The sequence below is a fragment of the Streptomyces sp. NPDC021020 genome (assembly GCF_044333285.1).
Classification (GTDB): domain Bacteria; phylum Actinomycetota; class Actinomycetes; order Streptomycetales; family Streptomycetaceae; genus Actinacidiphila.
The window spans coordinates 325,967-349,303 of sequence record NZ_JBIRQQ010000001.1; the positions used below are offsets into that span (position 1 = coordinate 325,967).

The window sequence follows — 23,337 nt, forward strand, 5'->3', positions numbered from 1 at the left end:
GCCGTCGTCCGGACGATCCTGCAGGCGTGCCATGGCTCACATCCCAACCGGTCTTGCGCGCTATCGAACGTTGTTCTATCGTAGCGTATCGTACGTTGTTCGATAGCCGAACGGTGTTCGATTGGAGGACTGCCATGACTACCGCAACGCTGAAACCCACCTCGTCCCGTACCTACCCTTCCTTGCGCGCGGCGTGGATCCCGCTGGCAGCCCTGTGCCTCGCCTTCTTCGTCGAGATGGTCGACAACACGCTGCTGTCGATCGCGCTGCCCACCATCGGCCGCGACCTCGGCAGCGGCACGACCGCGCTCCAGTGGGTCACCGGCGCGTATTCGCTCACCTTCGGTGGCCTGCTGCTCACCGCCGGTTCGATGGCCGACAGATTCGGCCGCCGCCGGGTGCTGCTGCTCGGCCTCGCCGTCTTCGGCTCGCTGAGCCTGTGCGTCGTCTTCGTCAGTACGGCGGGGGAGCTGATCGCCCTGCGGGCCGCGCTCGGCGTCGCCGCCGCGGCGATGGCCCCGATCACGAACTCGCTGGTCTTCCGGCTGTTCGACGACAAGGCGCTGCGGATGCGCGCGATGACGGTGATGATCGTCGTCGGCATGTCCGGCTTCGTCCTCGGGCCGCTGCTCGGCGGCACCGCGCTGGCCCACGTGCGGTGGGAGTGGCTGCTCGTCGTGAACGCCCCGATCGCGCTGCTCGCGTGCATCGGCGTACGGCTCGGGGTCCCGGCCGACCGGCGCGAGGACCTGACCGAGGACAAGCTCGACCTGCCGGGCGCCGCCCTGAGCGTCACCGCCATCGGCCTCGCCTGCTACTCGCTGACCAGCGGCGTCGACCACGGCTGGCTCTCCGCGCTGACCCTGGCGTCGATCGCGGGCGCCGTCGTCGCCGCGTACGCCTTCGTACGGCACGAGCGGCGCAGCCCGGCACCCATGCTCGACCTGCGCGTCTTCTCCAACGGCACCGTCCGCGGCGCCGCCATCGCGCAGACCGGCACGTCCATCGCGATGGCCAGTGTGATGTTCGGGCTGATCCTGCACTTCCAGTACGCGTACGGGTGGAGCCCGGTGCGGGCCGGCCTGGCCAACCTGCCGATCATCGTGACGATGATCGTCGCGACCCCGCTGTCCGAGTGGCTCGCGCGCCGGTTCGGCCACCGCATCGCCTGCCTGGTCGGCGCGGCCTGCCTGGCCGGCTCGCTGGCGGGCCTCGCGTGGGGGGTCAGCCACGGGTACGTGGCCATCGCCGTCTGCATGGTGCTGATGACCGTGGGGCTGCGCACCGTGATGACGATCTGCGCGGTCGCGCTCGTCGACGCGATGCCGAGCAACCGCACCTCCATCGGCGCGGCTCTGAACGACACCGCCCAGGAGGTCGGCTCCAGCGTCGGCACCGCGGTCGTCGGTACCCTGATCGCCGCGCTGGTCACCAACCAGCTCCCGTCCGGTACGTGGAGCAGCGGCCTCGTGGCGTCCTTCTTCCACGGCGAGCGGATCACCTACGCCGTGATCGCCGTCGCCGTCGGACTGATCGCGGGCCTCGGTGCGCTGACCCTCACCAACTCCCACTCCACCGAGGAGCACGGGGGCGAGGACGACGAGGAGGCCGAGGAGGCCGAGGAGGCCGAGGCGGAGTCCGGCAAGCACGAGGCGGAGGCCGCCAAGGAGGCCGAGGAGCGCGTCTGACGGGCCCCTCGTGCCGCTCGGGTGCGCCGGCGACCCGCTATTCACGGGACTTTCCCCAATTCGCCGGCCCCCGAAAGCCTGTCGACAAATCGGCTCGGTAACAATGCCGTCGCTAATGCACTCCGCTGACGTTTGATTTCCTCGCAGGCGGGCTGGGCTGGGCGAACAGCCCGTGTTCGCGACTGTACAGAAAGCGGGTTTGCGGGGCATAATCGGCCGCCTGGGCCAACTGGCCACAGATCACAAGACTTTCGGCGGCGAGACGCCTCGCAGGCCATCGGGTACGTCTCTCGCCCTCGTGCGTCGAGTAGGGGCCCCTGTCTGCCTGCACCTGGCTGCCCGACCAGCATTCAGGGAGCATCCTCACAGTGCACGCGATATCCAGACGAGCCGTTGCCGCTGTCGCCGGAGCGACGATCGCCCTGACCGTCGGCGGGATCGGCACCGCCTCCGCGCACGACCGCGGCGGCAACGGCGGCAACAACGGTGGTGGTCACAGCGACTGCGGGCCGCTCGGCATCACCTACAAGGTCGACGGCGGACGCTGGACGACCGAGGGGCGGATCAACGGGGACACCCCGCCGTCGAAGATCACCGTGAAGCTGACCTCGACGCCGGACACGAACTGCTCCTACACCGTGTCGCTGGCCTCCTACAGCACCGAAGGCCCCGCGTGGGAGAACTCCGGCCACCAGGACTTCCTCGGCTGGGACAGCGTCACCCTCGACCGCAAGCACAAGTCCGCGACGCTCGACGTCAGCGCGCACGCCCCGGACTGCTTCGGACAGGTCGACCTCTACGGCAACGGCACCCAGTACGACGGCGGCACCGGCCCCGGCCACGGCCCCCTCCCGCACTACAACGACTCCCCCACCCCCACCAACCTGATCACCGCGTGGAACGGCGGCCACGAGTGCCAGACCTCCCCCTCGCCGACCCCTTCGCAGGACAGCCCCTCGCCGACCCCGTCCGAGGACAGCCCGTCCCCGACACCGACGACCGAGAGCCCCTCCGCGACACCCACGACCGACAGCCCCTCGCCCACGCAGAGCACCGGCACCCCCGCGCCCAGCGTGAGTGACACCGCCGCCCCCACCGGCACCCCCTCCGTGCCCCCGGCCACCAGCCCCGCCACCGGAACCGGCAACCTCGCCGAGACCGGCAGCAACAGCAACCAGAACACCGCCCTCATCGCAGGAGCCGCAGCACTCCTCGTCGCCGGCGGCGCAGCCGTCTACTTCACCCGCCGCCACCGCACCGGCAACCACAGCTAAACCACACAGCACCACCCCGCACCACACACGGCCGCCCGACCCGGAAAACCCGGACCGGGCGGCCGTGCCCATGGACGAGCCGAACGTCAGTTGCGCCAGGTGTCGTTGAGCGAGACGTTCCCGGACGCGGGCGCGGTCGCCGTACGGTTGCCGCCGGACTCCCAGGTCACGTTGCCGCTGCCGTCCTTGCGGATGTACTTGTACTGGAAGGACGTTCCCGCCGGCAGGCTCACGTCGAGCTTCCAGACGGGATAGGCGGCGGAGGACATCGGCAGCGCGCTCGCGGTGTTCCAGCCGCCGAGCGCCGGGATGTCCCCGACGACGTAGATGTTCTGCCCCCACACGGTGGTGGCGTTCACCGCGAAGGACGCCCCGGCCGCGGGGTTCGTGCCCCCGGTCGTGGAGGACCCGCCGCTGACGCTGCCCGTACTCCCGGTGGCCGAGCACGATCCGGCGTAGAGGGCGACCGCGTCGTTGGCCCCGATCGTCGCCGTGAACTTCCCGTCGGAGCCGACGGTGTACGGGGCGCCGCTGTGCTGGACGTCGCAGTACGTGCCCGCGGGCAGCGACGTGGTGAAGGTCTGGGTCAGGGACCCGGACTCGTGGTTGATCGCGACGAAGCCCTTGCTGCCGCGGCCGAAGGCGATCGCGTTGTTGCCGTTGTCCCACCAGTTGGTGACGGCCGTGCCGGAGACCGCGTTGCGGAAGCCGACCATGTTCGCGATCTGCGGCCAGGCGTGCTGGCACTTCCAGCCGTCGCTGTAGCAGGAGTTGACCTGGCCGTTGTTGGGCGGGCCGGCGTCGTTGTCGGAGAACTCGTAGCCGGAGTAGACGTTCGGTGAGCCGTACGGCCACGCCAGCATGAAGACGTTGGCGAGCGTGTACGTGGCGTTGCTCTTGTAGTTGAGGGTGGAGCCGTTGCGCTCGGTGTCCCAGTTGTCGACGAAGGTGCGGGCCTTGTCGCTGGAGAGGTAGCCCGCGCCCCACGACGCGCCCCACTGGCTGAGGTAGGACAGCTTCTCGCTGCCGAAGATCCGCTTGAGGTCGAACGCGCCCTGGAATTCGTCGACATCGCCGGTGCCGGTGTACTCGGTCGGCTGGACGGCCTCGCCGGAGCCGTAGATGACTTCCTGCGCCCAGTAGATGCCCGGGTTGCTCAGCTTGGACTTGATCGCGGCCAGGTCGCTCGCGGCGATGTGCTTGGCGGCGTCGACCCGGAAGCCGTCCACCCCGAGGGAGATGAGGTGGTTCAGGTACGCGGCGATGGTGGAGCGGACGTAGTCGCTGCCGGTGTCGAGGTCGGCGAGGCCGACGAGTTCGCAGTTCTGGACGTTGGAGCGGTCGGCGTAGTTGGAGATGTCCGTCCGGCAGGTGTGGAAGTCCTGGTTCTGGTAGTAGCCGGGGTAGTTGTACTTGCTGTAGTTGGTGCCGGCCGTGCCGGTGCCGGAGCCGGACGACATGTGGTTGATCACCGCGTCCGCGACGACCTTCACGCCCGCGCTGTGGCAGGTGCTGACCATGTTCTGGAACTCGGCCTCGCTGCCGAGGCGGTTCTGCAGCTTGTAGCTGACCGGCTGGTACGCCGTCCACCACTGCCCGCCCTGGATGTTCTCGGTGGCGGGCGAGACCTCGACGTAGCCGTAACCGGCCGGGCCGAGCTGGTCGGTGCAGGCCTTGGCGACGGAGTTCCAATTCCATTGGAACAGCGTGGCGGTGACGTCCTTGCTGCCCGGCGGCGTCGCGCTCGCCTGTTGCTGCGAGGCGGCGGCGACCAGCCCCGCCGCGGCGATCACCGCGGCGAGGGCGCCGTTGAGGACCCTGGATCTCATGGGCGGCTCCTTCAGCGAATGGGCACAGTGGTGCCCTGTGAAGGCGGCCACGCGCCAGGCCGCCGTACGAGACGGGAACCCGTTCCCGCCGGGTTCCGGCAGGAGCTTCCTGCCGCGGCGGTGGACACGTCAATGACCCGGACGGGAAAACTTTCTGTGAGTTGCAGAAAGAACTTGCAGGCGCGGCTGCGTGCGGGCGTCTGCCAGACTGCGGCGCATGGACGTCCGCCTCGCCCCGTGGTCGGAGCCCGCGCTCGCTCTCCTCTGCAGCATCAACACCCCGCAGATGCGCCGCCATGTCGGCGGCCCGGAGCCGGAGGACGCCCTCCTCGCCCGGCACCGCCGCTACCTGGACATGCCGGCGACCGGCAGCGGCTGCATGTACGCGGTGCTGCTCGCGCTCCCCGGCACTGCCGAGGAGGAGATGGTCGGCAGCATCGCCTACTTCCGGCGCGAATGGCGGGGCGAGGAGATCTACGAGACCGGCTGGAATGTCCTGCCGCCCTACCAGGGCCGCGGTATCGCCGCCGCGGCCGGCGCCGCCCTCGTCGCCCTCCTGCGCGCCGCCGCCCGCACCCCCGGCACCCCGCGCCACCTGCACGCCTTCCCCTCCGTCGACAACGCCCCCTCCAACGCCCTGTGCCGCCGCCTCGGCTTCCACCTCCTCGGCCCCTGCGACTTCGAATACCCGCGGGGCAGCGGCACGACGATGCGCAGCAACGACTGGTGCCTGGACCTCACTTCGCGGTAAACGGCTCACGGACACGCCCGCGCGGGCCGCACAATGCGGTCATGCCGAACGACGTAGCGGCGCTCGTCGCCGCCGTGAGGGCCCGGGACGTGGACGCCGCCCAGAAGCTGCTGATCGCGGGAGCGGAGCCCAACGCACGGGACGGGGACGGGGACGGGTGGACGGTGCTCGGGCTCGCCGCCGCCCAGGCCGACACCGAGATGTGCCACCTGCTCGTCAGCAGCGGCGCGCGCCTCGACCTGCGGTGCCCCGGCGGCCGCACACCGGTGATGGTGGCGGCCGACGGCGGGGCGCTCGGGGCCTGGTGGGCGCTGTGCGCCGGATCGCCGGACCTCTCGCTCCGCGACGACCTCGGCCGGGACGCGGGCGACCTCGCCCGCGCCTGGCTCGGCGTCGACCCGGCCGCCGAGCTGCTGCGGCGGTTGGGCGCGGCGGACGGCGAGAGCGCCGAGATCACCCGCGAGGCCGCGCCGGACGAGGGCGTCGGCCACTTCGAGACCGTCCGCGTCACGACGCCGCTCGGAACGGCGAGCGTGCAGACCGGGCACGCGGCGATCCTCTCCGAGCTGGAGGAGAAGCAGGGCATCCGCGTCCCCTACGCCGAACTGGCGGACCGCGCGCTCGCGTTGGGGCCCGACCACGCCTGCCACTTCCTCGTGGCCATCACCCTCACCAACCGCATGGACGACGAGACGCTCGCGCTGGCCGCGGGGGAGCTGGAGGCGTCGCCCGACCCCGCGCGGCGCAGGTTCGCCGCGGAGGTCCTGCTGCTGTACGGCATGCCGGTCCTTCCCGACAAGGAGGGCGAGACTGCCGAGCGACTGGACGCGGCGGCCACCGAGGTGCTGTGCCGCCGGGTGGGGGTGGAGGAGGACCCGAGGGTGCTCGCCGAGATCGTGAACGGGGTCGGGCTCCACTACGCCGTACGTGCTCTGCCGGATCTCGTGCGGCACGCCGGCCACCCGGACCGGGACGTCCGGCTCCGCGTCGCCGGGGCCCTGCACGGGTTGGCCGAGCCCGACGACACGGAGGCGCTGGGCGCACTCACCGCCCTCACGCAGGACATGGACAGGGAAGTGCGGGAGGTCGCCGCGCGCTCCCTGTCGGACGTCCAGGCCGATACACCGGCCATCCGCGCGTCGCTGGCCCGGCTGATGGCCGACTCCGATCCGGACGTCGCCGTCGAGGGTGCGCGCGGCCTCGGCCTCCGTGACGACCCGCGCGCCGACATCCCGCTGGTGCGGTCCTTCCTCGGCCGTGACGAGGACAGCAGTCCGGAATGCCACCGCGCGTACGACGCGATCCGGCGCATGCCCGTCGAGCGCTTCCGGGCCGCCCGCGCCGTCGTCGAGGGGCGTGACCCCGACGCCGGGCAGCAGGGCTGAAGTCCGCGGTACGGCTCCCGGGGGAGGCCGCGGGCTGGGACCATAGGACGCCGACTCGGCTGCCGGTCGGGCGAGTTGACCGGGTGCGGAGAGGGGACGGGGCAGGCGCATGGGCGAGGTCAGGGTCGAGACGGTGGCGCTGGACGCCGCCGGGGGGCGGCAGATCGCGGCGCGGACGCGGACGTCCGCGGTGCTCGGGGACCGGGCCGCGGAGGTGGAGGAGGCCATCGTGCAGGCCTCGGCGATCGCGCAGCAGTCGCTGGCGCAGGTGCCGGAGCGGGACGGCTGGCAGGTGACGTCCATGGAGGTCACCTTCGGCCTGACGCTCGCAGCCGAGGCCGGGGTCATCCTCTCCAAGGCCTCCGCGGAGGCGTCTTTCGAGGTGACCCTCACCGTCGAACGCTCCTCGGGCCGATCGCCCGAGCCGACGCCGGAGCCTGCGCCGACGCCGGAACCCAGGCCCGCGCCGACGCCGGAGCCGGACCGGTCGTGACCGCCGATCCGGCCGCGGGCGCAGGTGCGGACTACTGGGTCGAGCTGTCCCAGGGGCAGCGGCGGCTCGGCGCGGGCTTCCTGCTGACCCGGCGGTTCGCCGTCACCGCGCTGCACTGCCTGCGCGGGACGGCGGACGGCGAGGCCGAGTTGACCCTGACCCTGGCGGACGGCACGCGCGTGCCGGGGCGGGTGTGCCGCCAGGACAAGGAGGCGGACCTCGCGCTGGTCGAGATCTCCGCGGGGTACGGCGTCGCGCAGCCCGTACCCGTCGCCGGGGTCGCGCGGGGCGGCGAACGCTGGCGCGGGCCCTACCGGCCCGCCCCGAACGACGTGGAGCTGACCGGCTGGGTCGCCGGCGGGGCCGTCCCGTACGACTGCGAGGGCGGCGGCCGGATCGAGGCCCTGCAACTGACCGCCGACCAGCACCTCGGCGACTACTCCGGCTACTCGGGCGGGCCCGTCGAGAGCGCGGAGGAGGGGCAGGCCCCGGCGGTCGTCGGCATCCTGCTGGAGCAGGCGCCGGACCGTGCCGACCCGGGCCGCAGCGCCAACGTGCTGTTCGCCGCGACCATCCGCGAAGTGATGCGGCGCTTCGACCACTTCGACGTCGGGCACCTGGTGGCCGCCCTGCGCCCGGCCGTCGGGCCGGCGGACGTCCTGCCGCCGCCGAGTCCGGCCCGTCGCGTCGACACCCTGCTTGACCTCTTCCAGCAGATGGCCGAGCAGGACGTCCTGGACCCGGCCGATGTCTCCGAGCTGCGCTATCTCGCGCTGAAGCGCGTCTTCGAGACGCAGGGCCGGGACGCGGGCGGCCCGGTATGACCGACGACTGGGAGAGGGCGCTCACCGCTGCCCGGGACGCGGTGCGGGACCCGGACCGGATCCGCTCCGACCGGGCCCGGCGGGCGGCCGAAGTGCTCTGCGCTGAGCAGGAGTTGCCTCTTGCGCGGTCGCTCGGCCCGCAACTCACGGAGCTGGTCGCACTGCTCGACGGGCTCGGGATGGCCGACCTGTCCGGCGCCCTGCTGGACCATGTGGCCGCAAGCCTGCGCGCGCGGCCCGGCCTGTTCGACACACTCGCCCCCGCGCTCGGCCGGCTCGCCGCCGCACTTGCCGCGCACGGCCGGTACGAGGCCGCGACCTGGGCGAGCGCCGCCTCGCTGGAGGGCGCCACGGACCGGGGCGCCGTGCTGGCCAACCTCGCCGCCTTGACGCTGCGCGCGGGCGACACCGCGAGAGCAGCCGAATTCGCCTTCTCGGCACGCCGGTTCGCGGGCAACGCCAAAGGCGCAGAGGCGCTGGCCGTCTCGATCCTGGGCATCGCGGTCTCCGCCGAGGCCGCCCGCCGGGAAGGCGAGCACGCGGAGGCGGACCGGCTGGTCGACGAATTGGCCTGGTACGTACAGCGTCTGGTGGCCCGGGTCGGTGACGACCACCCCGCGTCCCTGTCGGCCCTGGCCGCCCTGGCCTCCGCCGAGTTCGCCTCGGCTGAGGCGGCGGGCGAGTGGGTGCGCATGGAACGCGCGGTGGACGTCCTCGCCGTCGCGGCCCAGCGGATGGCGGCGACGCTGGGCGGCCGCCACCCCCGCTCACTGGCGGTCCTGCGGAGCCTCGCGTCGGCGGAGTACGAGCTGGCGCGTACGTCCGGTGACGTCCGACGACTCGCGGGAGCCGAATCGCTGGTGGTGGCGGCGCTGCGACGGGCGGAGGGGCAATGGCCGGAAGAGCGGCAGGAGCGACCGGGGCAGGCGGGACGGCACGCCGCCGGGCGGGGCCGGAGCGGGGCACAGCTCAGAGACGCGGCCGAGTCGTTGATCGATGGAACCGATCTCCTGCTGGCCGAAGAGCAGGCCGCCTGCGTCCGGCGTGGCGAGGACAGCCGCCCCATGCGACGGCGGTTCACCAACATCCGCCGCCAACTGCTCCTCGCCCGCTCCCTCCTGGACGACCTGCCCGCTACGGCTTACGCGCTCGCCCTCGACGCCGGGCACGAACTCGGCGAGCTGGCCTCGACGCGCCGGGGTGACGAAGGCCGGGCCGCCACCGGCGAGGACGTCGCCCCCGAGGACGCCTCCCTCAACTCCCCCCGGCGGCCAGCCCCGTGACCGTCTCCGCGAGGCGTTCCGCGTAACCGGCGGTCAGGGACGCGGGGTCGAAGAGCAGTCGGTACCACATGGGGCCGTAGACCAGGTCGACGAGGAAGTCCGCCTCGGCGGCGCCGAGTTCGCGGGGCTCGTGGGCGCGGGCGAGCAGCGTGCGGACCAGCTCGCGGCGGGGGAGGATGAGGCGCTCCCACACCGTACGGGCGAAGGCCTCGTCGCCGATCGACTCGGCGACCAGCGCGCGGTTGAGGACGCCGCTGATGCCCTGCTGGGCGGCGAACGTCGCGGTGAGCAGAGCGGCGAGGTCGCCGCGCGGGGAGCCCGTGTCGGGGGCGGGTAGGTTGCCCGCCGCGTAGGCGGCGAGGGCGTCGAGGATCACCTCGCCCTTGCTGCGGTAGCGGCGGTAGACGGTCTGCTTCGAGACGCCCGCGCGGGCGGCGATGCCCTCGATGCTGGCCGCCCGGTAGCCCTTCTCCTCGACCAGCGCCATGGTCGCGCGCAGGATCGCGTCGTCGACGCCGGGGTCTCTGGGCCGTCCGCTCATGGGGTCCTCCTCACGCTGTCCTCCTCGTGGGTCCACCGTACCCCACTTGACATACGGACCGGACCGTATTTGAATCTCATTACGAACCGCACCGCACCGTATTGAAAGTGAGGGTCCGATGATCTCTCGTCGCCCCGGACCGGCCCTGTGGGCCCTGGCCCTCGGTTACTTCTCCTTCGGCACGTCGTCGCTGGCCGTCGTCGGCCTCGGCGCCCCGATCGGCGCCGACCTGCACGTCAGCCAGTCCCAGGTGGGCCTGCTCGTGACGGTCTTCGCGCTGACCTTCGCCCTCACCGCGCCGCTCGCCCCCGTGCTGCTGGGGCGCCTCGGGCGCAGGAGCGTGCTGCTGTCCGGGCTCGCGGTGATGGCGGCCGGCGGGGTCGCCGCCGCGCTGGCCCCGAACTACGGGGCGCTGTCCGCCGCCCGGGTGCTCACCGCGCTCGGCGGGGCCGCCTTCGGGCCGGCCGCCTCGGTCGCCGGTTCGCTGCTGGTGCCCGCCGAGCGCCGGGCCCGCGCGCTGGCCACAGTCTTCGCCGGGATGACGGCCGCGGCCGTACTCGGCGTACCGCTCAGCACCAGCCTGGGGCAGAGCGTCGGGTGGCGCTGGACCACCGCGGGCATCGCGGGGCTGACGCTGCTCGCGCTCGGTCTCGTCGCCGCCTTCGTGCCCGCCCTGGAGCGCGGCACCCCGGCGACCCTCGCCGCCTTCCCGCCGGTGCTGCGCACCGCCGGGGTCGTGCCCGCGGTCACCACCACCTTCGCCTTCATGGCCGCGCAGTTCACCGTCTACGGCGTCATGGGCGCCTACCTCGCCGACCGCTTCGGCTCCGGCACCGGGCAGGTCGCCGCGCTGCTGCTGGTCTTCGGCATCGCCGGTGTCGTGGGCAACGCGCTCGCCGGCCGGGTCTTCGAACGGCTCGGCGGCCCCGCCACCATCACCGTGTCGCTGACCGGCTTCGGCGTCGCCTTCGCCGCCCTCCAGCTCGCCCCCGCCGACCTCGCGGCGGCCGTCGCCGCCATCGTCGTCTGGGCCGTCTTCAGCCAGCTCTTCCAGGCCCCGCAGCAGGCCCGCCTGGTGGCCCTCGTGCCCGAGCAGCGCGCACTGGGGCTCGCACTCAACGCCTCGTCCCTCTACCTCGGGATGAGCGTGGGCAGCCTGCTCGGCAGCGCCCTGCTCCCCGCCCTCGGCGCCTCGTGGCTGCCGGCCGCCGGGCTCGTCCCGCTGGCCCTCGCGGCCGCCGCGCACCGCGCCTCGGGACGGCACCACGCCGTACGGAACGCCGGGCCGGCAACGGCCCCCGCGGCCACGGCGCCCGCCGCCCCCGCGCACAGCCACTGACCAACCGACCGCCCGACCACCGCACATGAACCCGCATGATCCGAGGAGTTACACCATGACCACCACGGCCACGACCGCAGCGCAGACCGCCGCCGAGCAGAACACCGCCCTGGTCCGGGACTTCATGGAGACCGTCTGGAACGAGGGCCGTACGGACGCCGCCGCCCGCTACGTCGCCGCCGGTCTCGCGCAGCACAACCCCGCGCTCCCCGACGGCCTCGCCGCCCTCACCGGACTGGTCGACACCCTGCACGGCCAGCTGCCGGAGCTGCGCTTCGACGTACGGCGCACCGTCGCGGAAGGCGAACTGGTCGTCGTGCACAGCCTGTTCACGCCCGCCCCGGGAGCGGACGCGCAGGCCGTCGTCGACATCTTCCGGGTCGAGGACGGGCTGATCGCCGAGCACTGGGACGTCCACCAGGAGCTGCCGGCCACGACCGCGAGCGGGCGCCCCGCCGTCTGACCGGCACGAGATCGCGGACACCGCGGCTGCCACCGGCCCAATCGCCGCTGGCAGCAGCGGTGTTGTCCCATGATTGGTCCAGACCTTGACAGGTCCAGACCAATGCGGGAAGGTCCGTCTCGACCCCACCGAACCCCCCTAAGGAGTGGTCACGTGTCGAGACAACGTCTCATCGCGTTCCTTGCCGCACTCGCGGCCGTCGTCGGGCTCGTCGTCCTGGTGCCCATGGCGTCCACCGCCTCGGCCGCCTCCTGCGCGACCGCCTGGAGTTCGTCCTCGGTCTACACCGGCGGCATGACCGCCTCGTACAGCAGCCACAACTGGCAGGCCAAGTGGTGGACGCAGGGCGAGACGCCCGGCGCCGCCGACGTCTGGGCCGACCAGGGCTCGTGTACGGGCGGCAGCGGCGGCACCGGCGGCACGACCGGCGGGAGCGGCACCGGGTGCAGCTACCCGGCGTGGGCCGCGGGCCACGCGTACGTCACGGGCAACATCGTGCAGTACACCAACGGCCTCTACTACATCGCGACCCACGACAACCCGGGCTACGACCCGACGATCAGCACCTGGTACTGGAGCCCGTACACCTGCACCGGTTCCAACGGGGGCACCACGGGCGGCAGCACCGGCGGTACGAACCCGCCCGCCGGCGGATTCGTCGTCAGTGAGGCGCAGTTCAACCAGATGTTCCCGAACCGGAATTCGTTCTACACCTACAGCGGTCTGACCGCGGCGCTCAGCGCCTACCCCGGCTTCGCCACCACCGGCAGCGACACGGTGAAGAAGCAGGAGGCCGCGGCCTTCCTCGCCAACGTCAGCCACGAGACGGGCGGCCTCGTCTACATCGTGGAGCAGAACACCGCCAACTACCCGCACTACTGCGACACCAGCCAGCCGTACGGCTGCCCCGCCGGGCAGTCGGCGTACTACGGCCGCGGCCCGATCCAGCTCAGCTGGAACTTCAACTACAAGGCCGCGGGCGACGCGTTGGGCATCGACCTGCTCGACAACCCGAACCTCGTGCAGAACGACTCGGCCGTCGCCTGGAAGACCGGGCTCTGGTACTGGAACACGCAGTCCGGGCCCGGCACGATGACCCCGCACAACGCCATGGTCAACGGTGCCGGCTTCGGTGAGACCATCCGCAGCATCAACGGCAGCATCGAGTGCAACGGCGGCAACCCGGCGCAGGTGCAGAGCCGGGTCAACGCCTACCAGTCCTTCACCGCCCTGCTGGGCGTGCCCGCGGGCAACAACCTCTCCTGCTGAACCGCTCCTCCCGCTTTTCGGGCGCCCCGTCCCTGCCGCCGCCGCGGCAGCGGCGGGGCGCCCCTCTTTCCCGGCCCTTCTCCGCCGAAGACGCGACCTGCCGGGCATGTCCAGAAACCGGCGGTCCGGCCTTAATATGTGTACGCGGCAACGTGTTTTTCGGCACGTCCTCCCCCCGGCCGTCGATCCGCTCCGTCCGTACGCCCGTACGGTCGTCTGCCGCCCGCCGCCGTAAGGATCACCGTGGCCGCTCCCGCCTCCGCCGCCCGTTCCGCCCCCCGCCCGCTGCCGCGCTCCCGCGCAGTGCTCGCCGCCGCAGGCGCCGCGGGCGCGCTGCTGCTGGCCGTCGGCTGCGGGGCCGCGGGCAGCGACGCGGCGGGTACGGGCGAGCCCAGCGCGCAGGCCGCCGCGGACCGGGACGCGCCGGAGGCGGTGGCGTCGACGTCCGTGGCCGCGTCCCCCTCGGCCTCCACCTCCGCCTCCGCGTCGGCCACGCCCTCCGCCTCGGCCACCGCGTCCGCCTCCGCGACCGCGACCCCGTCCCGTACGGCCTCCGCCTCGCCCGGCGCGCACACGAAGGCGCCCTCCGCCCCCGCGTCCGCCCCCTCGGCCGGCAAGCAGTCCGGAAGCTCCTCCGGGACCAAGAGCGGCGGATCGGGCGGCGATACGGCGCCGCACTTCCCCGTCCCCGTCACGGTCGGCAACGCCACCCAGGTCATCACCGTCGAGGCGAGCGGCTCGTACGCCACCGTGACCGCCTGGTCGAAGGGACCGGCGGGCTGGAAGGCGGAGTTCAGCACCACGGCGGGCCGGGTCGGCTCGGCCGGAGTCGTCAACGGGGCCACCCGCAAGCAGAATTCGTCCACCACCCCCTCGGGGACGTACACCCTCACCGAGGGCTTCGGCGTCGCCGCGAGCAGCACCGCGATGCCGTACCACCGGGTCGGCGCCGACGACTGGTGGGTCGAGGACCCGCAGTCCGCGTCCTACAACTCCCTGCACAGCGCCAAGGGCGCGGATTTCCCGCTCACGGAGGCGGGCGAGCGCGGCAGCGAGCACCTGATCGACCACCCGACGCAGTACGCCGAGGCGCTCGTCGTCAACTACAACCGGTGGCCCGCGGTCCCCGGCCGCGGCGCGGGCATCTTCCTGCACGTCAACGGCGCCGGTGCGACGGCCGGTTGCGTGTCCGTCCCGCGCGCGACCATGGACCGCATCATGAGCTGGGCCAAGCCCTCGGCCCACCCCCGTATCGCCATCGCCACCGCCTGAGCGGCCCCCGGCTCGGAGAATTCGGTTCCCCCGGCGCCGCACCCGCCGCTAGGGTCGCGGCGGAACGACGAACCCTGCGAGGAGCGAGGACATGCCCGGCAGAACGAGCGCGCGCTGACGTCGTAGGCCCTGACCGGCCCGTCATCGCGTGCTGCCCCCGGTAGTCGGCGCGGCACAGCGAGCCTTCTTCTCCCTGCCCGAACCGCCGGTGCGCCCGTCCGCGCGCCCGGCGGCGGGTCTCGTTCGCCGCACCCCGAGGGACCTCCGTGCCGTACGCCGCCACCCCCGCCGTACCCCATCCCGATTCCGAACTCCCGCCCCCGCCGGCCCTGTTGCGGGACGCCGACTTCCGCCGGCTGTGGGCGGGCCAGAGCGCCTCCCAGCTCGGCGAGCACGCAACTCTCGTCGTCCTGCCGCTCCTTGCCGTCCTGACGCTCGGCGCCGGGCCCGGCGAGCTGGGCGTCCTGCGCGCGGTGGGGCAGGCCCCGGTGCTGCTGCTCTCGCTCCTCGCCGGCGCGTGGGTGGACCGGTGGCGGACCCGTACGACGATGGTGCTCGCGGACGCGGGACGCGCGCTGCTGCTGGGCGCCGCGGCACTCGCCTGCCTCCTCGGCGGACTCGGCCTGCCCGCGCTCCTCGGGCTCGCCTTCGCCGTCGGGGCGCTGTCCGTCCTCTTCGACGTGGCCTACCAGACCTCGCTCGTCCGGCTGGTGGAACGCGACCTGCTGGTACGCGGCAACAGCGCGCTGGAGGGCAGTCGTTCGGCGGCCCAGACCGGGGGACCCGCGCTCGGCGGCGCGCTGGTGTCTGCGCTGTCCGCGCCGGTCGCGGCGGCTTCCGGCGGGGTGCTCTTCGCGCTGTCCTTTTTGTCGATCCGGCGGATCCGGCGCGCCGAGGCGCTTCCGCCGCCCACGGCGGCCCGGCCCCGGGCCCGGCAGCAGATCGGCGAGGGCCTGCGGTTCGTCGCGGGTGAGCCGCTGCTGCGGGCCGTCTGCGTGGCCTCGGCGGCCTTCCAGCTCTCCTTCGCCGCCATGACCACCGTGTATCTGCTCTTCCTGCCAAGGGAGTTGCACCTGCCGGGCACCGTCGTCGGCCTCGCCCTCGCCGCGACCGGACCGGGCGCGCTGCTCGGCTCGCTGCTCGCGGGCCGCCTGCCGCGCCGCTTCGGCTACGGCGCCGTGATCGTGTGCGCGGCGGCCCTCGGCGACGGCGCCTTCCTGTGCGTGCCCGCGCTGCACGGCCCCCCGCGGGTGACCGTCCCCGCCCTGCTCGCGGTCGGCCTGCTGTTCGGGAGCGGCGGCCAGTTGGTCAACGTCGCCCTCATGGCCGTCCGGCAGGTCGTCACCCCGGACGCGATGCAGGGCCGGGCCGCCGCGACGATCAATTTCACCGGCATGGGGACAGCCCCGCTCGGCTCCCTGCTCGGCGGCTTCCTCGCGGGCGCGCTCGGGCTGCGCACCGGCCTGCTCGTCACGGCCGCCGCGATGCTGCTGTCCCCGGTGCTGCTGGCGCTGTCGCCACTCGCCCGCCTCGGACGCGAACTGCCCTCCGCCCGGGGCGTGTCGGGGTCGCGGGGCGTGGCGCGAAACCCGTAGCCCGGGCAGGAGAGGCCTCAATACCCTTGCGGGCATGTGCTTCTACGCCGTCGCCCACTACAAGCTGCACTACGTGTGCCTCACGTGCCGGGTGAGCTTCAAGCGGCACGGCGCCGCGAACTGCCCCGCCTGCGGGCGGGAGATGCTGTGCGCCGGGCACGACTTCGCCGCCCCGCGCCGCCGGGACGTGCGGGGCTGGTCGGTCGTCGAGGTGGTGCTGCGCGCGGGGCTGCGGTACGAGGGGCTGTCCGGCTGCGGCTGCTCGAAGGAGCCGGAGTACCGGCCCCGGACGAGGGCGCAGGTGCGGGTGCGGAAGGCCGTCGCGGCCCGCGAGGGCGCACCGCTGGCGGAGGTGCTGGCCCGTCCCGAGCCGGGCGAGCCGGTGGCGCCGCGGCGGTCGCGGTGAGGGGAGGGCCCGCACGCGGGTGGTGGGCGCGGTGGTGGGTGGTAGGGCTGGTCGGGACCGCCGGGGTGACCGGCGCGGTGCTGCTGATCCTCGGGCCGCTGTCGTGGCTGGTCGCCGGGGGCAGCGTGCGCGCCCTGCACGGCAAGGACCAGGCCGACGCGGTCAACGCCGTACGCCAGACCGTCCTCGCCGCCTTCGCAGGCGCCACCGTCTTCGCGAGCCTGGCGTACACCGCGCGCACGTACGTCCTGACCCGGCGCGGGCAGGTGACCGAGCGCTTCCGGGCCTCGGTCGAGCAGCTGGCCTCCCCGCACACCGAGGTGCGGCTCGGCGGCATCTACAGCCTGGAGCACGTGCTCGCCGAGTCCGAGCAGGACCACGACGCGGTGGTGGGCGTGCTCGCCGCGTACGTACGCAACCGCACCGGCGCGGAGCTGGGCCCGCCCGCGGTGCTGCCCGCCGTACGCAACGCCGGGCGGCCGATGCCGGAGTGGGGGACGCAGCCCCCGCAGGACGTGCAGGCCGCGGTGGACGTGCTGGCGCGCCGCCCGCAGCGCCCGGAAGTCCGCCGGGTGGATCTGCGGGGGGCCGTGCTCGTGGGGCTGAGCCTGCGCGCGTTCGAATTCGCCGCGCCGCCGCGGCTCTCGCCGATGTTCCTGACGGCGGCGGATCTGCGGCGGGCCGACCTGCGCGGGGTGGAATTCCACCGCTCGATCCTGAACGGCGCCGACCTGCGCCGGGCGAACCTGGCCGGTGCCCGGCTCGCGGGCGTACCCCTGTCGGGCGCCGACCTGCGGGAGGCGGTCCTCGCGGACGCGGACCTGCGGGGCGCCGACCTCGGCCGCGCCGACCTGCGCGACGCCTCCGGGCTCACCGCCGAGCAGCTCGCCGGCGCCTTCCTCGACGCCGAGACCCGGCTGCCGCCCGAACCGGCCGCCGACCCCTGGGTGGCCGCGCGGCTCGCGGACTGCGCGGCGTGGGAGCCGGTCCGCACGTCGAACGGCCCGCCGCCGACGCCGCGCCCGGCGTGAGTGGCCGGCGGGTCGGGGCGGCGCGTCCGGTGTGACTACTCGGCGGGCCCCGGCGGCGCGTCCGGCACGGACTCGCGCAGCTTCGCGAGCAGCTCCAGCAGCAGCGCGCGCTGCTCGCCGCCTAGGCTCGCGGTGGCCGTCGCGAGCGCGGCGCGGTCGATGTCCTCGGCCCGCGCGTGCGTCGTACGCCCCAGGTCGGTGAGCTTCAGCAGGTAGGCGCGGCGGTCGGTGGGGTGGCGGCGGCGCTCGACCAGGCCCTCCCGCTCCAGGGCGTCGACCAGCGACGTCACGGTGCGGGCGGCGACGCCGAGCGCGTCGCCGAGGTCGCGCATGCGCAGCGGCTCGTCCGTGGTGGACAGCGCTCTGAGCAGGCGCAGCCGGGACACGGACAGGCCGTGGCAGTGCAGTTGCGCGTCGACGTACGTGCGCAGCCGCACCGTCGTCCTGAAGAGGTCGTCGACCAGTACGTCGCTGCTCCGGATGTCCACCACTGGGCCCCGTACCGCTCCTTCCGCGCCCCGCGAGGATGGCGCGTTCCCGTGCTGTGCCCGTGCATTTCCTGTGTTGTGTGCCGACTCATAGTGAGTAGACTCAGCATATCGGGTGCGCGGCTCGATCCGTCCGTGCGCCCGCTCATGCCCGCACACGTACGTACACCCGTAAGCGATTACGGTTCACCTCGCCGTTCCGCTGCCCCGCCGTTTTCCCGCGCCGCATCACGTCTGCTACCCGCCCACGCACGCACGCCCCGGGCCCCCGGGGGAGGAGGACCATGCCCGGCCGACGCCTCAACCAGCGCCTGGTCGTACCCACCATGTTCGTCGCCACGTTCTTCCTCGTGGTGATGGACGGGGCGATCACGACCGTCGCGCTGCCCTCGATCGCCCGCCAGTTCGGCGTGACGGCGGCCGGGGCGGACAGCGTCGCCGTGGTCTACCCGGTGTGCGTCGGCATCACCATCCCCGTCTCCGGCTGGCTCGGCGACCGCTTCGGCGGCAAGCCGGTGCTGCTGACGGCGATGGGCCTGTTCACGCTCGCCAGCGCGCTGTGCGGGATGGCCGACAGCCTCGGCCAGCTCGTCGTCTTCCGCGGGCTCCAGGGCCTCTCGGGCGGCCTGCTCACCCCGGTCGCGGCCGCGATGCTCTTCCGCACCTTCAGCCCCGCCGAGCGGGTCCGCGCCTCCCGCGTCATGATCATCCCGCAGCAGATGGCCCCGGCGGTCGCGCCCATGCTCGGCGGCGTCCTCGTCGACAGCATCTCCTGGCGCTGGGTCTTCTACGTCAACCTCCCCTTCGGCATCGCCGCCCTCCTCTTCGGCCTGCTCTTCCTCGACAACCCGCGGCACGGCGACCCCGGCCGCCTCGACGTCCCCGGCCTGCTGCTGTCCGCGGGCGCGCTGTCGCTGGTCATGTACGGGGTCTCCGAAGGCGCCGAGCACGGCTGGGGCAGCCCGCTCATCGCGGGCAGCCTCGCGCTCGGCGCGGCGCTGCTCGCGGCGACGATCGTCGTCGAACTCCGCAAGCCCGCGCCCGCGCTGCGGCTGCGGCTCTTCAAGGACGCGCTCTTCCGCGACACGAAGATCCTCGGGCTCATCGGCATCGTGCCCTTCATGGGTGCGATGTACGCGGCGCCGCTCTTCCTCCAGGAGGCGCGCGGCGCGACCGCCCTCCAGTCCGGCAGCGCGACCTTCACCGAGGCCTTCGGGGTGCTGCTGACCGTGCAGCTGGCCGCGCGCGTCTTCGACCGGTTCGGACCGCGGCTGATCATCGCGAGCGGCCTCGCGGTCGTCGCCGCCGTGCTCGCCGTGATGACGGCGACGGTCGGCGCGGACACCGGGCCGTGGTCTTTCCGGATCTACATGTTCCTGCTGGGCCTCGGCATGGGCGCGGTCTTCATGCCGCTGACCGTCGCCTCCTTCGCGACGATCGGCAAGGAGGACATGGGCCAGGCGTCGACGCTCAGCAGCGTCATCAGCCAGCTCTCCATGGCTCTGGCCCCGGCGCTCGTCGCCACGCTGCTGATCGCCAACACGTCCTCGGCCGGCCACATCGCCCCGGCCTCCGCCTACCACACGGTCTACCTCGTGCTGACGGTCATGGCCTTCGTGTCCGTGCTCTTCACCCTCACGATCCGCGACGCCCCGGCGCGGCACGCCCCGCCGCCGGCCGGCTCCGGGGGCCCGCGGACCCCCTTCCGCCGCCGGGCGGGCGCGGGCAGCACGGAGCTGGGCTGACGGCCCCCTCCCGCGGCCCGGGCTCGCGCGTTCGGCCCGCTCCGCGGGGGGTGTGGACACGGCCCGGGCTCGCGTGCGTGAGCTTCGGTGCGTACGCCCGCAGGGCCCGTGACCCGCGACTGCCGTACGGGCAGCGGGTGTCGATGCCGCGCTCGTGCGTCCAGCTCCACCGGCCGATCGGCTTCCACGCGACGCTGAGCCTGCTCGCGGCGCAGGCGGGGCCCTTCGAGTCTTCCCGGGGCTCGCGCCGGGCCGACCGCGACGACACGGCGCTGCTGCGCGCGCTGGAGGTGCTGGAGGCGAGCCGCGCCGCGTGGCACGCCGAGCTGCGTGCGTACGACGCGGAGCGCCGCGGCTCGCTCAGCCCGGCCCCGGCCGCGCGCAACCCGTACGAGGTGACGAGCCGGCGGTGGGCGGCCGCGCCGCGCGAGGGCGCGCTGCACGCCCTCGCGTACATCCTGGGCCGGGGCTGGACCGACCTCGCCGGGGACGACCCCGCGGGCGCCGAGCTGAAACCGCTCGTCACGGCCTGCCTCGCGGCGGGCGGCCCGCTCACGCCCGGGCAGCTGGACGAGCTGACCGACTGCGTACGGCGGCTGCGCGGGCGCGCGCCGGGGTCCCGTACCTGCGGGCTGCTGTGGGCGGCGTGGCACATGGAGGTCGCGGCGTCCTGAGGGGCCGTGTTACGTCTCCGGGCGCCTCCTCGTCGGACGGGTGGAAGCAGCACTCACGCAGGACGAGGAGAGGGAGGCCCCCATGGGGACCCGGATCAACGCGCTCGGCACGGAGATCGGCCAGAAGCTCGTGAAGCACATGGTGGGAACCGACCGGGCACTGCGCGCCACGCAACTGCCCCCGGCCCTGCGCGAGTTGGTCAATATCCGCGCGAGCCAGCTCAACGGCTGCGGCGGCTGCCTCGACATGCACGTCAAGGAGGCCGCGGCGGCGGGCGAGACGACGGTACGCCTCAGCCTCGTCGCCGCCTGGCGCGAGACCACCGTCTTCACCGAGGCCGAACGCGCCGCCCTCGAACTCACGGAACACGGCACCCGCCTGGCCGACTCGGCGGGCGTCCCGGACGCCGTGTGGGACGCCGCGGCGAAGCACTTCGACGAGGAGCAACTGGTCGCGCTGGTCGGCCAGATCGCCCTGATCAACGCCTTCAACCGGCTGAACGTCATCATCCGCCAGCCGGGCGGCGACTACGTGGTGGGCCAGGTCCCGCACTGAGCGCGTACCTCGCGGGGGCGGTCGGGGTGTGGGGTTCGGTGGCGGGGGCTGCCGCTGGCGCGGGGGCGGGGGGCTGCCGCTGGCGCGGAGCTGGGGGGCCGCCGGGGGCCGCCGCTGCGGTGGCCGCCACTGGGGTGGGGCGGGGCGCGTCGCCGGGCGTGGCGGGCGGTGGCGGTTTGCGGGGCCGGGCGCGGGCGTGGCGGGGGCTGCGCCCGCCGGACGGCTGGAGCCGCCGGGCCGCTGGGGGCGCCGCTGCGGTGGCCGCCACTGAGGTGGGGGCGGGGCGCCTCGCCGGGCGTGGCGGGCGGTGGCGGTTTGCGCGGCTGGGCGCGGTGGCGGTGGCTGTGCCCGTTGGACGGTCAGGAGTGGCGGGTCGGCGGGGGCTGCCAATGCGGTGTAGCGGTGGCGGTTTGCGCGGCTGGGCGGCGGTGGCGGTGGCTGCGCCCGCTGGGCGGCTGGAGCTGCTGGGGCCGCCGCTGCGGTGCGATCGCGGTCTGCGCGGCCGGGTACGGCGGTGGGGCGTGGGCGGTCCGCCGCGTGGCGGGCCGCTGGGTGCGGTGTGCTGGGGTTGAGGTGTCGCGGGCGGGTGACAGGCGGTGCAGCGTGGCACACCGCTGAGGGTGGTCGGCTGGGGGTGCGGCGCCGGGCGCGGGCGGAGGTCTGTGCGTGGTTGGGCGCGCCCGCTGAGCGGTGGGTCGCTGCGTACGGGGGCGTGGGCGTGCCGGCGACAGGCGGTGCGGCGCTGGGTGGCGTGCGGCCGGGGGGTGCTTGGCCAGGCGCGGTGCAGCGTACGGGCGTCGGGGGCTGGTCCCGGGGGCTCTCTGACCGTCGGCGGGCGGCCGTCGCGTACGGGCCGGGGCGTAGGTTCACCGCCGGGGCGAGCGGGCCGTCGTGCGTAACGGCCCGCTCGCCGGGTGGCGTTACGCGTGGCAGACCGCGAACTGCGTGGCGCCGTTGCCGCTCTGGGCCGCGGGGGTCGTCGTGACGGTCACGCCGACGTACCCGTTCCTCGGGCCCGGCTTGAAGCTGTAGTTGCCGGTGAAGGCGTAACTGGCCGCCCCCGCGGGGAACTTCGCCGACTGCGTCGGGGTCATCGGGGACGCGTCCCGCTGGTGGCCCGAATCGCTGCGCCACCACGTGAGCTTGAGCGTCCCGGACGCGCTGCCGTCGTACGTGACGACGACCTTCGCGGAGGCGTGACCGCCGCTCTGGTCGAGGGTGCACGACAGACCGTCGACCCGCACGCTCGCGACCTGCGGGCCGCCCTGCTTCGGCGGGACGGCGGGCGTGCGGGGGGTCTTGGGCTTGGCCGGCGCCTTGGTCGCGTGCGACGTCGGGCTCGTGGCGGTGCGCGTCGCGGTGGGGCTCGACGTCGGACTGGCGCTCGGCGACGCCGTGGTGGGCGCCGCCGAGGGGGAGGCACTCGCGGAGGACGGGGCGGCCGCGGTCGTCGTGGGGGCCGAGCCCGCGGCGGGGTCGTCGCTGCCGCTGCTGCTCACCACCGCGGTGAGGGCTATCGCGCCGGCGACGACGACCGCCGCGGCCGCGATGAGCAGCACCCGTGCCCGCCGCCCGAACCGCGGCTCCTTCGTCTCGCCGGCCGCGCCGGCCGCGGCGCTGCCGCCGTCCGCTTCGAGGCTGCCGAAGCCCTGCCGCTGGAGGTAACCGGGCACGGCAACGGGCGCGGCCTGGACGTCGGGGGCCTCGGCGCCGGGAGCCGGGGCCTGTACGGGGGTCTCGGCCGCGGGCTGGGCGGCCGGCTGCTGGGGGGTCTGGGCGGTCTGGGCGGCCGCTTCCGCGGCGGGGCCGCCCGCGGGCTGGGCCCCGGCGTTCGCCGCGCCGGCTGCGGCAGCGGCCGCCGCGACCGGAGCGGCCTTCTTCGCGGCGGTCTTGCGCGCGGGCGCCTTCTTGGCGGTCTTCGCGGTCTTTGCCGGTGCGGCCTTCTTCGGCCCGCCCTGAGCGGCGGGCACGGCGTCCTGCGGGGACGCTTCCGCGCCGGACGCGGCGGCCTGCGCGGGCGGCTGAGGTGCCGCGGCCTGCGCCTGGGCGCCCTTCGCCGCCGCGCTCTTCCGCGCCGGTGCCTTCTTGGGCGCGGGCTGGGCCCCGCCCTTCGCGGCCGGGTCGGCGGCGGGCGGCTGCGATGCCTTGGCGGCGGCGGACTTCCGCGGCACAACGGCGATCTGCATCGTCGGAGAGTCCAGCGCGGCACCGTCATCCTGCGCGGCGGGCGGCTGCGGCTCGGCCCCCCGCGCACCGGCGCCGGGTACGGTCTTGCGCGTAGCCGCGGTCTTGCGCGCAGCTGTGGGTTGGGGCTGCGGCTGGGCGTCCTGCACGTCGGAGCCCGTACCGGCTCCCGCACCGGCGCCAGTTGCGGGCTGCGGCTGGGCGTTCTTCGTGCCGGAGGCGGTCTTGCGCGCGGCTGTGGGCGCGG

The 23,337-nt window shown here is 74.0% G+C and carries 20 protein-coding genes and 1 pseudogene; 17 read left to right on the forward strand and 4 right to left on the reverse strand.

Going from position 1 to position 23,337, the window contains the following annotated elements; genetic code table 11:
- Nucleotides 1-134 precede the first annotated feature (134 nt).
- Nucleotides 135-1,688, forward strand: a complete 1,554-nt coding sequence (locus tag ACH4SL_RS01475; RefSeq protein ID WP_398441252.1) for an MFS transporter — start codon at nucleotides 135-137, stop codon at nucleotides 1,686-1,688.
- 368 nt (nucleotides 1,689-2,056) lie between these two features.
- Nucleotides 2,057-2,962: an LAETG motif-containing sortase-dependent surface protein gene (locus tag ACH4SL_RS01480; RefSeq protein WP_398441255.1), complete on the forward strand. Its 906-nt coding sequence runs from the start codon at nucleotides 2,057-2,059 to the stop codon at nucleotides 2,960-2,962.
- An 86-nt stretch (nucleotides 2,963-3,048) separates the two neighbouring features.
- Here the strand turns inward: ACH4SL_RS01480 and ACH4SL_RS01485 are convergent, their stop codons facing one another.
- Entirely contained in the window at nucleotides 3,049-4,791 is a 1,743-nt protein-coding gene (locus ACH4SL_RS01485) for a carbohydrate-binding module family 20 domain-containing protein (protein ID WP_398441256.1), read from the reverse strand.
- A gap of 217 nt (nucleotides 4,792-5,008) precedes the next feature.
- Here ACH4SL_RS01485 and ACH4SL_RS01490 point away from each other — a divergent pair, with 217 nt between their 5' ends.
- The 5 genes from ACH4SL_RS01490 to ACH4SL_RS01510 all read left to right on the forward strand — a co-directional run bounded on the left by ACH4SL_RS01490 (nucleotide 5,009) and on the right by ACH4SL_RS01510 (nucleotide 9,527).
- Nucleotides 5,009-5,542 (forward strand): GNAT family N-acetyltransferase, encoded by a 534-nt coding sequence (locus tag ACH4SL_RS01490; protein WP_398441257.1) that lies wholly within the window; start codon nucleotides 5,009-5,011, stop codon nucleotides 5,540-5,542.
- A 41-nt stretch (nucleotides 5,543-5,583) separates the two neighbouring features.
- Nucleotides 5,584-6,927, forward strand: coding sequence for a HEAT repeat domain-containing protein (locus ACH4SL_RS01495; RefSeq protein WP_398441258.1), 1,344 nt, complete (start codon nucleotides 5,584-5,586; stop codon nucleotides 6,925-6,927).
- Between the two features lie 109 nt (nucleotides 6,928-7,036).
- Nucleotides 7,037-7,420 carry a CU044_2847 family protein gene (locus tag ACH4SL_RS01500; protein WP_398441260.1) on the forward strand — a complete coding sequence of 128 codons (384 nt, stop codon included), beginning with the start codon at nucleotides 7,037-7,039 and terminating at the stop codon, nucleotides 7,418-7,420.
- The gene (locus ACH4SL_RS01505) at nucleotides 7,417-8,244 is read left to right on the forward strand and encodes a serine protease (protein WP_398441261.1); all 828 of its coding nucleotides are present in this window, start codon (nucleotides 7,417-7,419) and stop codon (nucleotides 8,242-8,244) included. Before ACH4SL_RS01500 ends, ACH4SL_RS01505 begins: the two co-directional genes overlap by 4 nt.
- Nucleotides 8,241-9,527 (forward strand): hypothetical protein, encoded by a 1,287-nt coding sequence (locus ACH4SL_RS01510; RefSeq protein ID WP_398441262.1) that lies wholly within the window; start codon nucleotides 8,241-8,243, stop codon nucleotides 9,525-9,527. The genes ACH4SL_RS01505 and ACH4SL_RS01510 overlap by 4 nt, the downstream gene beginning before the upstream one ends.
- Here the strand turns inward: ACH4SL_RS01510 and ACH4SL_RS01515 are convergent.
- Nucleotides 9,499-10,068 carry a TetR/AcrR family transcriptional regulator gene (locus ACH4SL_RS01515; protein ID WP_398441263.1) on the reverse strand — a complete coding sequence of 190 codons (570 nt, stop codon included), beginning with the start codon at nucleotides 10,066-10,068 and terminating at the stop codon, nucleotides 9,499-9,501. The two genes, ACH4SL_RS01510 and ACH4SL_RS01515, sit on opposite strands and share 29 nt — an antisense overlap.
- A gap of 118 nt (nucleotides 10,069-10,186) precedes the next feature.
- On the opposite strand from ACH4SL_RS01515, the gene ACH4SL_RS01520 reads away from it, so the two are divergent.
- From ACH4SL_RS01520 to ACH4SL_RS01550, 7 genes are all read left to right on the forward strand, one after another.
- A complete protein-coding gene (locus ACH4SL_RS01520) occupies nucleotides 10,187-11,407 on the forward strand; it encodes an MFS transporter (RefSeq protein ID WP_398441264.1) in 1,221 nt (406 codons plus the stop codon).
- A 55-nt stretch (nucleotides 11,408-11,462) separates the two neighbouring features.
- Nucleotides 11,463-11,870 carry a nuclear transport factor 2 family protein gene (locus ACH4SL_RS01525; protein ID WP_398441265.1) on the forward strand — a complete coding sequence of 136 codons (408 nt, stop codon included), beginning with the start codon at nucleotides 11,463-11,465 and terminating at the stop codon, nucleotides 11,868-11,870.
- Between the two features lie 153 nt (nucleotides 11,871-12,023).
- On the forward strand, nucleotides 12,024-13,139 hold the full coding sequence (locus ACH4SL_RS01530; protein WP_398441267.1) for a glycoside hydrolase family 19 protein: 1,116 nt from the start codon (nucleotides 12,024-12,026) through the stop codon (nucleotides 13,137-13,139).
- A 243-nt stretch (nucleotides 13,140-13,382) separates the two neighbouring features.
- Entirely contained in the window at nucleotides 13,383-14,411 is a 1,029-nt protein-coding gene (locus ACH4SL_RS01535) for a L,D-transpeptidase (RefSeq protein ID WP_398441269.1), read from the forward strand.
- Nucleotides 14,412-14,740: 329 nt separating this feature from the next.
- Nucleotides 14,741-16,006 (forward strand): MFS transporter, encoded by a 1,266-nt coding sequence (locus tag ACH4SL_RS01540; protein ID WP_398441875.1) that lies wholly within the window; start codon nucleotides 14,741-14,743, stop codon nucleotides 16,004-16,006.
- 34 nt (nucleotides 16,007-16,040) lie between these two features.
- Nucleotides 16,041-16,412, forward strand: coding sequence for a hypothetical protein (locus tag ACH4SL_RS01545; RefSeq protein WP_398441270.1), 372 nt, complete (start codon nucleotides 16,041-16,043; stop codon nucleotides 16,410-16,412).
- A 38-nt stretch (nucleotides 16,413-16,450) separates the two neighbouring features.
- Nucleotides 16,451-17,443, forward strand: coding sequence for a pentapeptide repeat-containing protein (locus ACH4SL_RS01550; protein ID WP_398441271.1), 993 nt, complete (start codon nucleotides 16,451-16,453; stop codon nucleotides 17,441-17,443).
- Between the two features lie 35 nt (nucleotides 17,444-17,478).
- On the opposite strand, the gene ACH4SL_RS01555 is transcribed toward ACH4SL_RS01550, so the two are convergent.
- On the reverse strand, nucleotides 17,479-17,934 hold the full coding sequence (locus ACH4SL_RS01555) for a MarR family winged helix-turn-helix transcriptional regulator (protein ID WP_398441272.1): 456 nt from the start codon (nucleotides 17,932-17,934) through the stop codon (nucleotides 17,479-17,481).
- Nucleotides 17,935-18,215: 281 nt separating this feature from the next.
- Between ACH4SL_RS01555 and ACH4SL_RS01560 the strand changes: the two genes are divergently transcribed.
- The 3 genes from ACH4SL_RS01560 to ACH4SL_RS01570 all read left to right on the forward strand — a co-directional run bounded on the left by ACH4SL_RS01560 (nucleotide 18,216) and on the right by ACH4SL_RS01570 (nucleotide 20,906).
- Nucleotides 18,216-19,676 (forward strand): DHA2 family efflux MFS transporter permease subunit, encoded by a 1,461-nt coding sequence (locus ACH4SL_RS01560; RefSeq protein ID WP_398441273.1) that lies wholly within the window; start codon nucleotides 18,216-18,218, stop codon nucleotides 19,674-19,676.
- Between the two features lie 77 nt (nucleotides 19,677-19,753).
- Entirely contained in the window at nucleotides 19,754-20,350 is a 597-nt protein-coding gene (locus tag ACH4SL_RS01565) for a hypothetical protein (protein ID WP_398441274.1), read from the forward strand.
- Between the two features lie 82 nt (nucleotides 20,351-20,432).
- Entirely contained in the window at nucleotides 20,433-20,906 is a 474-nt protein-coding gene (locus tag ACH4SL_RS01570) for a carboxymuconolactone decarboxylase family protein (RefSeq protein ID WP_398441275.1), read from the forward strand.
- Between the two features lie 920 nt (nucleotides 20,907-21,826).
- On the opposite strand, the pseudogene ACH4SL_RS01575 reads toward ACH4SL_RS01570, so the two are convergent.
- A pseudogene (locus ACH4SL_RS01575) lies at nucleotides 21,827-23,337 on the reverse strand (hypothetical protein); the annotation flags it as partial.

Excerpts from the sequence above, each read along its gene's own strand:
- ACH4SL_RS01525 (WP_398441265.1), top strand. The coding sequence starts at position 11,463 with ATGACCACCACGGCCACGACCGCAGCGCAGACCGCCGCCGAGCAGAAC.
- ACH4SL_RS01475 (WP_398441252.1), top strand. The coding sequence starts at position 135 with ATGACTACCGCAACGCTGAAACCCACCTCGTCCCGTACCTACCCTTCC.
- ACH4SL_RS01495 (WP_398441258.1), top strand. The coding sequence starts at position 5,584 with ATGCCGAACGACGTAGCGGCGCTCGTCGCCGCCGTGAGGGCCCGGGAC.
- ACH4SL_RS01560 (WP_398441273.1), top strand. The coding sequence starts at position 18,216 with ATGCCCGGCCGACGCCTCAACCAGCGCCTGGTCGTACCCACCATGTTC.
- ACH4SL_RS01490 (WP_398441257.1), top strand. The coding sequence starts at position 5,009 with ATGGACGTCCGCCTCGCCCCGTGGTCGGAGCCCGCGCTCGCTCTCCTC.
- ACH4SL_RS01500 (WP_398441260.1), top strand. The coding sequence starts at position 7,037 with ATGGGCGAGGTCAGGGTCGAGACGGTGGCGCTGGACGCCGCCGGGGGG.
- ACH4SL_RS01545 (WP_398441270.1), top strand. The coding sequence starts at position 16,041 with ATGTGCTTCTACGCCGTCGCCCACTACAAGCTGCACTACGTGTGCCTC.
- ACH4SL_RS01510 (WP_398441262.1), top strand. The coding sequence starts at position 8,241 with ATGACCGACGACTGGGAGAGGGCGCTCACCGCTGCCCGGGACGCGGTG.
- ACH4SL_RS01515 (WP_398441263.1), bottom strand. The coding sequence starts at position 10,068 with ATGAGCGGACGGCCCAGAGACCCCGGCGTCGACGACGCGATCCTGCGC.
- ACH4SL_RS01520 (WP_398441264.1), top strand. The coding sequence starts at position 10,187 with ATGATCTCTCGTCGCCCCGGACCGGCCCTGTGGGCCCTGGCCCTCGGT.
- ACH4SL_RS01485 (WP_398441256.1), bottom strand. The coding sequence starts at position 4,791 with ATGAGATCCAGGGTCCTCAACGGCGCCCTCGCCGCGGTGATCGCCGCG.
- ACH4SL_RS01570 (WP_398441275.1), top strand. The coding sequence starts at position 20,433 with ATGGGGACCCGGATCAACGCGCTCGGCACGGAGATCGGCCAGAAGCTC.